This is a genomic window from Cohnella boryungensis (genome assembly GCF_042651945.1).
GTDB classification, from domain to species: Bacteria; Bacillota; Bacilli; order Paenibacillales; family Paenibacillaceae; genus Cohnella; species Cohnella boryungensis.
Genome location: NZ_JBHSED010000074.1, coordinates 115860 through 130333, shown reverse-complemented (window position 1 = coordinate 130333; position 14474 = coordinate 115860). Strand labels below are relative to the sequence as shown.

General features: G+C 56.2%; 12 protein-coding genes and 1 pseudogene. 8 read left to right on the top strand and 5 right to left on the bottom strand.

From position 1 onward, the window contains the following. Positions 1-11: 11 nt before the first annotated feature. A complete protein-coding gene (locus tag ACFO1S_RS27940; protein WP_204603028.1) occupies positions 12-857 on the bottom strand; it encodes an alpha/beta hydrolase in 846 nt (281 codons plus the stop codon). Positions 858-1058: 201 nt separating this feature from the next. On the opposite strand from ACFO1S_RS27940, the gene msrA reads away from it, so the two are divergent. After that, positions 1059-2024, top strand: a complete 966-nt coding sequence (gene msrA, locus ACFO1S_RS27935) for a peptide-methionine (S)-S-oxide reductase MsrA (protein WP_204603027.1) — start codon at positions 1059-1061, stop codon at positions 2022-2024. Positions 2025-2033: 9 nt separating this feature from the next. Here the strand turns inward: msrA and ACFO1S_RS27930 are convergent, their stop codons facing one another. Continuing rightward, positions 2034-2933: a DNA-3-methyladenine glycosylase family protein gene (locus ACFO1S_RS27930; protein WP_204603026.1), complete on the bottom strand. Its 900-nt coding sequence runs from the start codon at positions 2931-2933 to the stop codon at positions 2034-2036. Between the two features lie 271 nt (positions 2934-3204). On the opposite strand from ACFO1S_RS27930, the gene ACFO1S_RS27925 reads away from it, so the two are divergent. Both ACFO1S_RS27925 and ACFO1S_RS27920 read left to right on the top strand, forming a co-directional pair. Further along, positions 3205-4137: a manganese-dependent inorganic pyrophosphatase gene (locus tag ACFO1S_RS27925; RefSeq protein WP_204603025.1), complete on the top strand. Its 933-nt coding sequence runs from the start codon at positions 3205-3207 to the stop codon at positions 4135-4137. 79 nt (positions 4138-4216) lie between these two features. Beyond that, entirely contained in the window at positions 4217-5212 is a 996-nt protein-coding gene (locus tag ACFO1S_RS27920; RefSeq protein WP_204603024.1) for an LLM class flavin-dependent oxidoreductase, read from the top strand. Here ACFO1S_RS27920 and ACFO1S_RS27915 read toward each other — a convergent pair. Then, the gene (locus tag ACFO1S_RS27915) at positions 5209-6870 is read right to left on the bottom strand and encodes a helix-turn-helix domain-containing protein (protein WP_204603023.1); all 1662 of its coding nucleotides are present in this window, start codon (positions 6868-6870) and stop codon (positions 5209-5211) included. The two genes, ACFO1S_RS27920 and ACFO1S_RS27915, sit on opposite strands and share 4 nt — an antisense overlap. Positions 6871-6998: 128 nt before the next feature. Then, positions 6999-8012, bottom strand: coding sequence for an ABC transporter substrate-binding protein (locus ACFO1S_RS27910; RefSeq protein ID WP_204603022.1), 1014 nt, complete (start codon positions 8010-8012; stop codon positions 6999-7001). A gap of 235 nt (positions 8013-8247) precedes the next feature. Here ACFO1S_RS27910 and ACFO1S_RS27905 point away from each other — a divergent pair, with 235 nt between their 5' ends. The 4 genes and pseudogenes from ACFO1S_RS27905 (at position 8248) to ACFO1S_RS27890 (ending at position 11363) form a co-directional block, all read left to right on the top strand. Further along, positions 8248-8754 (top strand): metallophosphoesterase family protein, encoded by a 507-nt coding sequence (locus ACFO1S_RS27905; RefSeq protein WP_204603021.1) that lies wholly within the window; start codon positions 8248-8250, stop codon positions 8752-8754. A gap of 71 nt (positions 8755-8825) precedes the next feature. Continuing rightward, positions 8826-9704, top strand: a complete 879-nt coding sequence (locus tag ACFO1S_RS27900; protein ID WP_204603020.1) for a radical SAM/SPASM domain-containing protein — start codon at positions 8826-8828, stop codon at positions 9702-9704. A gap of 63 nt (positions 9705-9767) precedes the next feature. Next, a pseudogene (locus ACFO1S_RS27895) lies at positions 9768-10814 on the top strand (M42 family metallopeptidase); the annotation flags it as partial. Beyond that, entirely contained in the window at positions 10815-11363 is a 549-nt protein-coding gene (locus tag ACFO1S_RS27890; RefSeq protein ID WP_378128061.1) for a DinB family protein, read from the top strand. A 25-nt stretch (positions 11364-11388) separates the two neighbouring features. Here ACFO1S_RS27890 and rsgA read toward each other — a convergent pair whose 3' ends face one another. Then, a complete protein-coding gene (gene rsgA / locus ACFO1S_RS27885) occupies positions 11389-12495 on the bottom strand; it encodes a ribosome small subunit-dependent GTPase A (protein WP_204603018.1) in 1107 nt (368 codons plus the stop codon). 452 nt (positions 12496-12947) lie between these two features. On the opposite strand from rsgA, the gene ACFO1S_RS27880 reads away from it, so the two are divergent. Then, the gene (locus ACFO1S_RS27880) at positions 12948-14420 is read left to right on the top strand and encodes an MDR family MFS transporter (RefSeq protein ID WP_204603017.1); all 1473 of its coding nucleotides are present in this window, start codon (positions 12948-12950) and stop codon (positions 14418-14420) included. The last annotated feature ends 54 nt before the right edge of the window (positions 14421-14474 follow it).

Sequence of the window (14474 nt, the reverse complement as noted above, 5' to 3'; positions counted from 1 at the left end):
CCGCCTTGTTCTTACTCCTCCAACTGCTTCCGGAGCCATGTCCGGATCACGGCGAAGACTTCCTCCCGGCGCTTCTCGTTGTGCAGCTCATGCTTGAAATCCGTCCATTCTCTCCACTCCGCAAGGTCGCCCGCCAGATGCGCGAATTGCTTGCTCGCCGCCAGCGACGTCACCTTGTCGTCCCCGCCATGCATAAGCAGCAAAGGCACGCTCAGCCGATCGGCATGCTTGAGCGCCCACAGTCCGGCATTCTGGACTCCGAAAAAGAACCTCGCCGTAATCTGTCCGTGCCCGAGCGGATCGGTCAAGTAGCGCTGAATCATCTCTTCATCGCTCGTCAGGCTATCGGCGACCATAGGGCGATTATTCGTATAGGCGGGATAGATCTTATCGATAAGCTTGCCCAGAATCGCCTGAAGCGAAGGGGGCTTGAAGGCGAGCTTAAGCCAGGGACCCGTGACGATTGCGCCGCGAATGTCCGGCTGCCGGCGAAGCAAGTAGTTCAAGGTCACATTGCCGCCCATGCTATGACCGAACAGAAAGAGGGGAAGGCCTGGATATTTGCGCCGGGCTTCCTGAAGGAGCAGCTCTACCCCCTCCAGCAGCGCTTCGTAATCCGGAGTGTGGCCGCGCTTGCCATGCGTGCGGCCATGTCCCCGCTGATCGAAGCCCATTACGGCGTAGCCTTCGGCATTCAGCATATCCGCGACGTGGATATAACGCCCCATGTGCTCGCCCATACCGTGAATCAGGCCGACGACGGCTTTGGGCGCACGGCCCGATTCCCCCACGCTCCACTCGCAGGCATGCATCAGGGTATTGTCGGAGCACCGCCAATCCATTGCTTGCAACGCCATCAGGTTGCCTCCTAAGCCTTTCAATTGGAATGGTATCCATCTATTCCTAATCATAGCCGATAATCGGCAATCAAGCGAGAGCAGCGGCCGGCTGATTCCGAAGAGAGGTTACGGATTACATGATTACAGATTGGAATCCGCTCGTCAGATTGATTACAATATAGAGAGTGTGAGCGACTCGAAAGGGGAAGGAGTATCAATATGGATAATGCGAATCAGAATTCGTTGCATAAAGCGACTTTCGCCGGAGGGTGCTTCTGGTGCATGGTCACGCCGTTCGAGGACTTGCCGGGCATTCACGGCATCGTATCGGGCTATACGGGAGGACATACGGCTAATCCAACCTATGAAGAGGTATGCTCCGAGACGACCGGACATGCCGAAGCGGTTCAAATTACGTACGATCCGCAAATTTTCCCTTACCGCAAGCTGCTCGACATATTCTGGAGGTCCATCGATCCGACGGACGAGGGCGGGCAATTCCATGATCGGGGCTCCTCTTATCGGCCGGCGATTTTCTATCATGACGAAGAGCAGCGTCAGCAAGCGGAGGATTCCCGCCGGGAGCTGCAATGCAGCGGACGGTTCGACAAGCCGATCGTCGTCGAGATCGAACCGGCGGAGACGTTCTATCCCGCAGAGGAATATCATCAGGACTATCATTTGAAAAATCCGCTGCGCTACAAATACTATCGGAATGGCTCGGGCAGGGATGTTTACCTCCAAGAGCACTGGAACACCGCGAAGGATAAGGAGGAGCTGCGCAAGAGGCTGACGCCGATGCAGTTCGAGGTGACGCAGAATAAAGGCACCGAGCCTCCGTTCCGCAACGAATTCTATAACAATACCGAACCCGGGCTGTATGTGGACATCGTGTCCGGGGAGCCGCTGTTCAGCTCCCGGGACCAGTTCGATGCGGGCTGCGGCTGGCCGAGCTTCTCCAAGCCGCTGCACAACGGCATCATACAGGAGCATCAGGATCTGTCGCACGGCATGTATCGGATCGAGGTGCGAAGCCGGGAAGCCGACTCCCATCTGGGACATGTGTTCGATGACGGCCCGATGCCCGGAGGATTGCGCTACTGCATCAATTCCGCAGCGCTGCGCTTTATTCCGAAGGATCAGCTGGAGAAGGAGGGCTACGGACGTTATATGTCCGAGCTGTAGGCAACGCCTCTAGTAAAGCACTCGCCAGAGATAAAACGTCGCATAGGCCTCCCAGTCGCGCCAGCCGGCCGCAAGCTCCTTAATCTGAGCTGAGGTCGGCTTTTTGTCCATCTGCAGCACCGATTTGATTGCATTATGCAAGCCTACGTCGTCAATGGGAAATGCCGCAGGATAACGAAGGCATCTCATGAGCACGTAATTGGCCGTCCATGGGCCGATACCTCGAATCGAGACGAGACGCTTCTCCGCAGCGGAGAAGCTGCCGGCTGCCAGCAGCTTTTCCTTGCTGAGCTCTCCTTCGGTCATCAGCCGGGCAACCCCGATCAGGTATTCGGCTTTTTTCGTTGTCATCCGAAGCGCGGTAATCTCCTCTACGGACAAGCGCGCTATCGCCTCCGGGGTCGGGAACAGCCAGCAATCGATATCTACTCGGCGCACTTGCCGGCCGAACGCCTCGACTAATCGGCGCTTGAGCGTATAGGCGAAAGCAAGATTGATCTGCTGGCCGATAATGCCCCAGCACAGCGCCTCGAACAAGTCGGGAATGCCCATGTTGCGGAGGCCGTACAGTCTTTTTACGACATCTCTTAGCACCGGGTCGTTGCGGGACATGGCATAGAAGGGAGACAGATCGTTGTCCAGGTCGAACCAGTCTCGCGTATATTGCACGATAGCAAGCTCCTCATCCGGGCTCCAACGCGTATCTCCATCGAGCGAACGAACCTGCAGGAAGCCGGGCTCCAAGCCGCTGACCTCGAAGAATGGCGTCTTGCCGCCCAAGGGAATCGTCTTGTACAGTCGGCCCTCGCGAATTCGATACAAGCTTTCGTCGGGAGAGCGGGAGAGGTAGTCCAGATTGACGGCAAAGTCGAACTCTGCCGGAACCGGTATGCGAAGGCTAGAGCTCATGGCTGCACGCTCCTTTAATTGGAAATCCGTTTCTGTTACTGAATCGTGCCGACCCCGATGAGCCATTGAAGAGAACGTAGCTCAAGGCGAGAGTCTATACCTATAGTTGTATCACAATTGCGGCGATAGTTGCGTTCGTTATCTTGCGGTTTCATTTTTAATCGTGTCGAAACAAGGTAAGCCTATCGGAATAAACTGTCGTTTTCCTTGATTCCTTGGGCGCTTTTGCGGTATACTTTTCTCGCCAATATCATAGATGAGGAGCAAGAAAATGAGCAAAGTATTGATCTTCGGTCACAAAAATCCGGATACGGATACGATTTGTTCTGCCATTGCTTACGCGGATTTGAAAACACAGCTTGGAGAAGAAGTCGAAGCTGTTCGCCTGGGCGCCGTCAGCGGCGAAACCCAATACGCCTTGGACAAGTTCGGATTCCAAGCGCCCCGTCTCGTCGAGACGGTCGCGGGAGAAGCAAAGGGCGTCATTCTCGTCGATCACAACGAACGCCAACAAAGCGTCTCCGATATCGATCAAGTTACGGTGCTGGAGGTCATTGACCATCACCGGATCGCGAACTTCGAGACGAGCGCTCCGCTGTACTACCGCGCAGAGCCAGTCGGCTGTACCGCAACGATTCTCAACAAGCTGTACAAGGAGAACGGCAAAACCGTGCCTGCGAATATCGCCGGCCTGATGCTGTCCGCGATCATCTCGGATTCGCTGCTGTTCAAGTCCCCGACGTGCACGCCTCAAGATGTGGCAGCTGCGAAGGAACTGGCGGCGATTGCCGGCGTTGACGCGGACAGCTACGGCCTCGACATGCTGAAAGCCGGAGCGGATCTGAGCGACAAGTCGATCGCGCAATTGATCTCTCTGGACGCTAAGGAGTTCAGCATGGGCAAAGCCAAAGTCGAGATCGCGCAAGTGAACGCGGTCGATGTCAACGACGTGCTGTCCAAGCAAGCCGAGCTTGAAGACGCGCTGACGAACATCATTAACGAGAAGGGCCTGGATCTGTTCCTGTTCGTCGTAACGGACATTCTGAACAACGATTCCATCGGTCTTGCCCTCGGACGCTCCGCAGATGCGGTAGCGGAAGCCTACGGCGTTAAGATCGAGAACAACAGAGCGCTGATGAAAGGCGTTGTATCGCGCAAGTCGCAGATCGTGCCTGTGCTGACCGACATTTTCAACAAACGCTAAGCTATCGATAACAGCCCGCGATTCTCGCGGGCTGTTTGTGCATGGACGCATCGATGGAGCATGGAGGCTTCGAATAGCTATGAAACTAAGCGTGCTAGAGCATTCGCATGTGAACGAAGGAAGGTCGGTCAAGGAAACGCTGGACGAGACGGTCGCGCTGGCCCGCGAGACGGAGCGCCTCGGCTACCATCGGTTCTGGGTATCCGAGCATCACGGATCGGAGGCGCTGGCCTCGTCCAGCCCGGAGGTTCTGATCGCCCATATCGCCGCCCATACGGAATCGATCCGCTTGGGGTCGGGCGGCATAATGCTTCCGCATTACAGCTCCTACAAAGTCGCGGAAAATTTCAAGCTGCTGGAGGCGCTGCATCCCGGAAGAATCGACGTCGGGCTGGGGCGGGCTCCCGGGGGGACTCCCCTTGCAACGAGAGCGCTGCAGGAGCACAAGCGCTCGGAGCCGGACTTCTACCCGCAGCAAGTCGTCGATCTCTATCACTACCTGCTGGACGATCATCCGCAGAAGCACCGCTTTCCCGGCCTGCGCGCCTTTCCGCAGACGGAGGGCATGCCCGAGCTGTGGCTGCTGGGCTCCAGCGACGGAACGGCAAGAATTGCCGCGCAGCTCGGAACGCCTTATGCGTTCGCGCAATTTTTCGGAGCGGCGGGCGATGAAGCGCTCCAGCATTATTATTCTTATTTTCAGCCTTCCTCTTACTGCGCCCGGCCGAAGGCGCTCGCCGCCGTCATGGCCATCTGCGCCGATACCGAGGAGGAAGCCCGCCAGCTGGCCAGAAGCAACGAGCTGTTTTTCCTCAAGCTGCTGACGGGGCAGGAGCTCGGCTTCATGCCATCCGTCAAGCGCGCGACGGAGTATCCCTATACCGCGGCCGAGCAGCAGATCATCGAGCAGATGAAAACCCGACGGTTCATCGGCACGCCCGGACAGGTCAAGGAATCCCTCAAGCGCTACGCGGATCGCATGCATCTGGATGAGCTGATGATCGTCTCGCATATTCATGATTTCGAGAAGCGGCTACGCTCCTATCGATATATTGCCGAGGCATTCGAGAGCTAAGAGATGTTCCCCAGCATCCGGGGAAGGTTTTGAAGCAGCTTTTGCCGCGACAGGGCGTCGCCGTGATTCCACAGGTCCGCTTCCATCACGTACGCGCGGCCTGCGCGTACGGCGGGAAGCTTGCGCCACAGGTCGCTGCCCATCATGTCCTCCGCCGCCTGTCTTGAGGTCTCATTGGAGCTGAGCAGCATGAAAATATGGTCTCCGGCGTAATCGGGCAGGCTTGCGGGAGAAATCTCGGCGAAGCCTCTGGCTGCCTCGACGATCTCCCGGATTCTCGAAGCGGCTTGAAATCCGGAAGGATGGTAGAGGGAGGAGGACAGCCCCGCCGTCCCCATCACGAACAGCCGTCTGCCGTGCTCGTAGATAAAGACGGAAGCAGTATCTCCCGCGTCGATGACGGCATGCAGCTTGCGCCACATCGCCGATACGCGTTCGTGGTAAGCGGCGAGCCATAGCTCTGCTTCGCGCTGCCTCCCTAGCCATTGTCCTAACGTAAGCAGCCTGTGCTCCAACGGAGCGTGGGTATTGAGCGTCACCGTGGGCGCGATGCGCGAGAGCGCCCGATACTGGTCTTCGTCGGCGCTTGCCAGAATGATCAAATCCGGCTTCAAGGCTTCGGCCTTCCCCGGATTGATCGGCATGCCGATATCCTGCATTTCGAGCTGCGGCTCATGCTCCAGCAGCGAACTGTTGGCGAAGAAGGCGCTTCCCCCGACGGCCCGAATGCCCAACGCGCACAAATCCCCCAAAGATTCTCCGTGGTAAATCACCCGTTCCGGCTTACGGGGAATGTATACCTCATGCCCGGTCCAATCCTTGATCCGAATCTTCCTGCTCATGGAGACGGAATATTGCCGGGGCGTCATTCCGGTCGTGTGCCGAAATCGCCGGTTGAAATAATATTCGTCCGTGAAGCCGACCCTTCTGGCGATTTCCCGCAAGGGCACATCCGACTGAAGCAGCCACTCCTTCGCGCGGCCGATGCGCAATTCGGTCAAGTAGTCCAAGGGCTTCATGCCCATCCGTTCCTGAAAGAGAGAACTGTATTGCCATTGCGGAATGTTCCCTAATTGCGCCAATTGCTTCACGGTAATGGTATGCATATAATGGCTTTGCATATAGCTGACGGTGCTCTCTACGGCCTGAGTGGCGCTTAATGCGTCGTCGTCCCGCCATTCCTCCTCGAACAGTGCGGACAGCAGCTCCTGAAACCGGACTTGTCGTCGGAAGCTTTCCGTCGCCCGTATGTCCGTCGGGTTTCCGGTCAGCTGATCTGCGAGCTCAGTCAAGCGGGAGAAGGGATGGACGACAGATTCGTGTCTGTCAGGCAGAAGATTTCCTCGATATGCAGCAGGTCCGGCCTCCCCGATATGGAAAACATCGAACCTGAGAAGATATAGCCTAAGGTTCTCGCACTCATTGACGATTTGCACGGCGTTGCCCGGATTAAGCCAATATACCCTGCCGCTGCATAGCCTTGTTTTCCATTGCGTTCTCCGCAAATCTCCGCTGCCTTCAAGGACCAGCAATAAGACGCGATCCTGAATCTCAATCGGATCGTTATGCCAACCGGCGTTATATTCCATCAGATTTGCCTGCTTGAGGCGAAACAGCAGAGAGTCCAGCGCAAGGCGCTCCAAGCCAGGTTGTTCCAATATCCATCACCTTGCCTTTCCTCGCAAACAGTGATAATCATTATCATTTCCGTCATTGTAAACAAACAAAAGGAACTTTTCAACGCGCGCGTTGAAAAATTCCTTAGGGATTGCGGATAGAAAGCGAATCAGGAGGCCATCAGCTTCGGCAGCTCTTGGATGAGCCATTCCCGGGTCAGGGCATCGCTGCCGGAACGATTGATGTCTATGCGATAGACGCGCCCGGCTTTCGCTGCGGGAAGATCAAGCCAGATCCGGTTCTGGAGCAGATCCTCGGTAGACTGAACCGCATCCGTCAGCTCGGAGAACGGATTAAGCACGAAGACGTAATCTCCGGCGAATTCGGGCAGCACCTCGGGGGAAATCTGCTTAAAGCCCGAACCGGCATCCAGTATTTCTTGAATCGGCTTCGCCGCCTGGAAGCCGTTCTTCCCGTACAGCACTTGAGAGAGTCCGGTTCGCGCCATGACGAACAGCCGATCGCCCGGATAATAGGTGAATACGGAGGCCGTTTCGCCGGGCGTCACTCCCGCATCCGCCAGCGCCTTCCACATCTGCTCCGCTAACAGGTTGTATTCGTCCAGCCATTTCACGGCTTCCTGCTTCTTGCCGACGATGTCTCCGAGCAGCGGCAAACGCTCTTCCAGCGGCGCGAACGTATCGAAGACGACTGTAGGGGCAATGATCGACAGAGAGTCGTATACTTTCTCATCGGTATCCGCAATGATGATCAAGTCCGGATTAAGCAAGGTCGTCTTCTCCAGATTTATCGGAAAGCCGACGTCTTCGATGTCGGCCAGCTTGTCCAGGTAGATCGTGCCGCTGGCCATATCCAACGAAGTGCCGATGGCCTTCACGTTCAGGACGAACAGATCGCTGAAGGTCTCACCGACGAAGATGACGCGCTGGGGAGACGCGGGAATCTGCAAGGTATGTCCCACGTAGTCCGTATATTCCCGCATTTCCGGCTCTTGGTTCGATTGCGGCGTTTCCGATGCGGCCGCGGACGAGGCGGAAGAAGGGCTTGCGGAAGCAGGAGGATTGGCGGCTTCCGGAGAGCCTTGCTTGCCGCAGCCGATGAGCAGCGTACCGAGAATGCCAAGTAAAGCCAAGGTTAACAATAAGGTTTTGCCCGTTTTCATGAGTTCATGTCCCCTATCCTTTTGTGCTTTCGGTGAAAATGATAATGATTATCATTAACAACGATATTCATCATAATCCAACAACCCACCCGGCTCAATGGACAAAAATATGCAGCTCGCTTTATTTTGTACAATCGTACGCGGAGGACGGAAGAATCGGGTCGCTTCGACATTGCCGGTCCGGAACGTTCCCAGTAAAATGAAAAGACGCGAGGCAAGGAAAGGAGAAGGCTGTATGAAGGTCGTCATCGTTTCCGATACGCATATGCCGAGAATGTGCAAGAAGCTGCCGTCCCGCTTGCTGAAGGAGCTGAGACGAGCCGATGCGATTATCCACGCGGGGGATTGGACGGCCATGTCGGTGTATGAGCAATTGGTCGAGTTTGCTCCGCTATACGGCGTTGCCGGCAACAACGACGGCGAGGAGCTGCGGAGTCGGCTCGGTCTGCGCAAGGTGGTGGAGCTCGCGGGCTGCCGCATCGGTCTCGTACACGGACACGGCGCCGCCCGTCGCGCCTCTACGGAAGCGCATGCGGTCGAGGCTTTCAAGGGGACGCCGGTAACGGCGATTGTTTACGGGCACTCGCATATTCCCGTGCGCAAGCTGGCAGGGGATACGCTTGTATTCAATCCGGGCTCTCCGACGGACAAGAGGCGGCAGCCGCTTTATTCCTTCGGCCTATTCAACATCGAAGCCGGAAGCATTCGGGCGAAGCATATTTATTACGCGGACAAATCTTAAGATCAGGGATGCTCGCTGTGCTATAATAAGGAGAAGAATTCGTAAGGCGGAACAGATTGGAGCACCGAACCTTGAAGAAATTCAAAAAATTCTACATTGAAATTACAAGTATATGCAATCTGGCCTGCAGCTTCTGTCCACCGACGAAGCGACAGGCGAATTTTATTAAAGTGGACGCGTTCAAGCATACGCTGGATCAGATTCGCGGGCATGCCGAGTATATTTACTTTCACGTCAAGGGCGAGCCTCTGCTTCATCCGAAGATCGACGAGTTGCTGGACATCAGCCATGACAAAGGCTTTAAGGTAAACCTCACGACAAACGGCACGCTGCTGGGCAAGAACAGGCACAAGCTGCTCGGCAAGCCGGCGCTCAGGCAGATGAACTTCTCCTTGCACAGCTTCGACGGGCATGAAGGCTCGGTTGACAAGGAGGGGTATGTCTCCGGGGTGCTTGAATTCGCGAAGGAGGCTGTCGCGCAGACGGGGATGCTCGTATCTTTGCGCTTGTGGAATCTAACCCAGAATAACGCCGAGAACGTGCAAAGGGACAGAAACCGCGACATACTCGCGCAGATCGAGCGCTATTTTCAGCTGGATTACCGGATCGAAGAGCATTTCGAGCGCGGGAAGGGCATCAAGCTTGCGGACCGCATCTACCTCAACCATGAGGAAGAGTTCAAATGGCCGGATTTGAAGGAGAAGGAAGACGAAAGCAAGGGGTTTTGCCATGCGCTCCGCAATCAGGCAGGCGTGCTGGTGGACGGGACGGTAATTCCATGCTGCCTGGATGGCGAGGGCGTGATCAATCTTGGAAACCTGAACCGCTCCCCGTTCTCCGAAATTATCGAGGGCGAGCGCGCGACCCGGCTGTACGACGGATTTTCCCGCAGAGAGGTCGTCGAGGAGCTGTGCCGCAAATGCGGGTATCGACAAAGGTTCAACGCTTAGGTTCGACAAGGGAAATAGTCGCGATAGCTCGCGGCTATTTTGCGCATAAAGGAGTGGGAAGATATGACAAAAGCACTACAGCCAAAGCTGGACAGGGCATATATAATAGGGCTGTTGGAAGAATTATTGAGAATTCCGAGCCCGAGCGGCTTCTGCATGGCCATCATGAAGCGTATACGCGAAGAAGCGGACAAGCTGGGCTTCGCGATTGAGATGACCCCGAAAGGCAATGCGATCCTTACGTTACCCGGGGCAGAGAGTGCGCCGGAAGGCACGCTCGCCCTGAGCGCGCACGTCGATACGCTCGGCGCGATGGTTCGTTCGATCAAGCCGAACGGCATGCTGCGGTTTACTCCGGTCGGCGGCTATGCCATGCAGTCGGTAGAGGGCGAGTATTGTCTCGTACATACCCGGGATGGCCGAATCTACGAAGGTACCGTGCTGGCGACCCGTCCATCCGTACACGTCTATTCGGACATGCGCGAATTGAAGCGGGAAGAAGCGAATATGGAAATCCGTCTCGATGAAGCGGTCGCCGCCAAGGAGGAGACCGAGAAGCTCGGCATCGCGCCCGGAGATTTCATCTCCTGGGATCCGCGAACCCGCGTCTTGCCCAACGGATGGATTAAATCCCGCCATCTGGACGACAAGGCCAGCGTAGCCGCGCTGTTCGGGGTGCTGGAGTGGTTCAAGCGCGAGGGCGCGGTTCCGGCAAGACCAGTGAAGCTTGTCTTCTCCGTCTATGAGGAGGTCGGACATGGCAGCTCGTACCTTCCTCCGGATATTACCGAGCTGATTGCCGTCGATATGGGGGCGATCGGCGACGATCTGTCCGCAACGGAGCGGGATGTGTCAATCTGCGCCAAGGATTCCTCCGGCCCTTACGATTACGAAATGACCTCCAGGCTCATCGCTCTTGCTCGGGCGGAGAATCTGCCGCACGCCGTCGATATCTATCCGCATTACGGCTCCGACGCATCGGCGGCGCTGAGAGGAGGCGCGAACATCCGGGCCGCCTTGATCGGCCCCGGGGTACATGGCTCTCACGGCATGGAAAGAACGCACGCCGACGCCGTCGTGAACACAGCCGCATTGCTGATTGCCTACATTATGGAATCAAGGAGAGGATCGTTCATGAGTAACCTGACCCAACGTCCCGCACCCGAAGAATTCGGCGCGCATTTCGGCAAGTATATTGAGATCGTCCCGGACGGAAGCATTGTCGATATTCTGGCGGGATACTTGAAGTCCACCGCCGAGTTTCTGTCGGATATCCCCCAAGCGAAGGGCGAGTACCGCTATGAACCCGGCAAATGGAGCTTAAAGCAAGTGATCGGCCATATCAGCGATACGGAGCGCGTCATGAGCTATCGGCTACTACGGATTGCCAGAGGCGACGGCACTCCGCTTCCCGGCTTCGATCAGGACGCCTATGTGAGCAACGTGGATTTCGACGCTTATTCCTTATCCGACTTGATTGAGGATTACATTTCCGTGCGCAGGGCGACTTTGACCTTGGTTCGGGGGCTGGCGGACGATGCTTGGTCTAGAATGGGCACGGCCAGCTCCGCTCCAATGAGCGCGAGGGCGCTAGCTTACGTCATTGCCGGCCACGAGTTGCATCATCTGCGCATCCTGAAGGAGAAGTATTTAGTCTAGTCGCGTCGGGATGAGCGAAGCTCACTCAATCCTGCGCATGATCCCAAGATCGATCGGGCCGCCAATCCGCCTTGCCAGGGGATTTCGGCCTTTTATTTTTGTCCCGTTTGCCCGCAGCGGAACGCTCCTTCCGTGCCTGATAGGCCAGCTCCTTCGCGGTTTTGTGATAGTTGGCAAGCCGTTTGGGGTCTATCGTGCCTTCGGCGAGGGCCGCGTGAACCGCGCAGCCGGCCTCGTGCTCATGGCGGCAGTCGCGGAATCGGCATTCGGCCGCCAACTGTTCAATGTCGGCGAAGGCTTGCTGCCATCCGTCATGGGCTTCCCAGAGCTGAAGCTCTCGCATGCCGGGGGTATCCATGACCAGCGCGCCGTTGCCCAGCAGGAACAGCTCGCGGTGCGTCGTGGTATGACGCCCTCGGGCGTCGTCTTCCCGGATGTCTTGCGTGTGCTGCAGCGGCTCGCCTGCCAGCCAGTTGAGCAGCGTAGACTTGCCGACGCCGGACGAGCCCGTAATTCCGATCGTGATTCCTTGACCGAGATAAGGATTCAGGCTTTCCTTGCCCTGCTCCGTCAGAGCGCTTACGACATGCACCGGCACGCCGGGAGAGAGCTCGCGCACCTGTTCGGCGAACGCTTCCGGCTGCGGGCACAGATCGGATTTCGTCAGCAGAACGACCGGCTGCGCGCCGCTCTCCCAGCCCAGAATCAGGTAGCGCTCGATCTTGCGCAGATTGAAGTCCTGATTAAGCGCGTTGACGATGAACAGATAGTCCAGATTCGCTCCGACCACTTGCTCCTCCACAGCGCTGCCGGCAGCTTTGCGAATCATGGCCGTACGACGGGGAAGGACCGCATGGATGACGGAACGGGCTTCGTTCGGAAGCGCCTCTGTCCACACCCAGTCGCCTACGGCGGGATAGTCGCTGCGTTTGCTCGCCAGAAATTCGAACTTTCCGGCGACGCTTGCGGTGTGGGGACCTTCCTCAGTCATCACAGTGTACGAGTGAGAGAATTGCGCGATCACTCTGGCCGGGGAGAGCCGGATTGACTTCGAGAGGGAAGGTGGAGACAACTCTTGCCAATATTCATTCCAGCCATATTTGGTTAACAAGGGATATAGGTTTGGATTCATGGGAGAACTCCTTATTAATGAGATGGGAACAGCAAAAAAAACCGCAGGATCGCCAGCGGCAGGAAGAGGCGCAATAGCGCACGCAAAAAAACCGCCGGGACCCTATAGGTCTCCGGCGGTAGGCAACAGGCCTGCTGTAAGCAAGCGAATATACGCTTCCTTCCGGCGAGGCTTAATCTGCAATTCCATCCGTAGAGACCGTAAACAATGTTCTAGCGCAACTAACGACGAGAGGAACGCGTTTGTTAACATAGGACATCTTCATCAGCCTCCTTATTATTGACATGCTGTCAGTATATTCAATTTGTTGCTCCGATGTCAAGACAGACGAAACGACAGATTGACGGAACGATAGGTCATCCGTCCGGGGGCGGATTGAAGATGAGGAAGCCGAATGTTATATTGGATAAGCTGAAAGCATCCATACACAATCAGATTTGGAGGAAACAACATTGAACGCCGCTGGTAATGCTGCGAACCTGCAGCCCAAGGAACTGGAGAATGTCAAGAGATTGCCCATCCTGATTACGCTTGTCATCGGGGCATTCTTCTCCATCCTTAATGAAACGTTGCTCAATATCGCTTTCGTGGACTTGACCATCGATCTCAACGTGGCCTACACGACCGTGCAATGGCTGTCGACGAGCTACATGCTTGTCGTCGGGATTCTCATCCCGGTATCCGCACTGCTCGTGCAGTGGTTCACGACCCGCCAGATGTTCCTGGGAGCGATGATCCTGTTCTCGGCGGGCACGCTCGTCTGCGCGGTGGCGCCGGAGTTTTACACGCTGTTGGCCGGTCGGATCATTCAGGCTTTCGGTACGGGGCTTATGCTTCCGGTCATGATGAATACGATCCTGATCCTGTATCCGCCGGAGAAACGCGGAGCGGCGATGGGAAGCATCGGGCTTGTCATCATGTTCGCGCCCGCGATCGGACCGACTCTGTCCGGTCTTATTCTGGAATCGCTCGATTGGCGCTGGCTCTTCTATCTGGTGCTGCCTTTTGCAATTCTCTCGGTTGTCATCGCAGCGGTATTCCTGAAGAATGTGTCCGAAGTAACCAAGCCAAAAGTCAACTTCCTGGCGATCCTCTTGTCCACGATCGGCTTCGGAGGCGTTGTATTCGGCTTCAGCAGCGCCGGCGAAGGTGAAGGCGGCTGGTCCGAGCCGAAGGTCTATGTCACGCTTATCGTCGGGGGGATCTCGCTGCTGCTGTTCATCTGGCAGCAAATTGTATCCAAAAATCCGATGCTGAATCTCAGAGCCTTTCTGTCTCCGATGTTTTCGCTTAGCACCGTGCTGCTTATCATCGTGATGATGTCGCTGTTTTCCACATTGATGCTGCTGCCGATTTTCTTGCAGCAAGGTCTTATGATGACCGCTTTCGCCTCGGGACTGGTTCTGCTGCCCGGCGGCATTCTGAACGGATTCCTGTCTCCGGTAACCGGCAAGCTGTTCGACAAGTTCGGCCCTCGCGTGCTCGTCGTACCGGGATCGGCGATTCTCGTTGTGGTCATGTGGCTGTTTACGCAGATTGATCTTGATACGAGCAAGGGCACGCTGATTCTGTACCATTGCATTATGATGGTGGCGATCTCGATGATCATGATGCCGGCGCAGACAAACGGGCTGAATCAGCTTCCGCGCGCTTATTATCCGCACGGAACGGCGATTCTGAATACGCTGCAGCAAGTATCCGGAGCGATCGGCGTCGCATTCTTCATCAGCATCATGTCTTCAGGTATGACTCGCTATTTCACTAACAAGACCGGCGAAGCAACGGCTCTGGACCCGGCGCTGGCGTTGAATGCGGGCGTTCACGATTCCTTTAGGATCGGTATGATTTTCGCGATTGTCGCGCTGGTGCTGTCCTTATTCGTCAAGCGGACCAAGGCGCCCGACGAGGCGAAGCAACCTTTGTAATCCAAGTCCGATCGACACGAAAGCCGCGCTCACGAGCGCGGCTTTTCATAATTT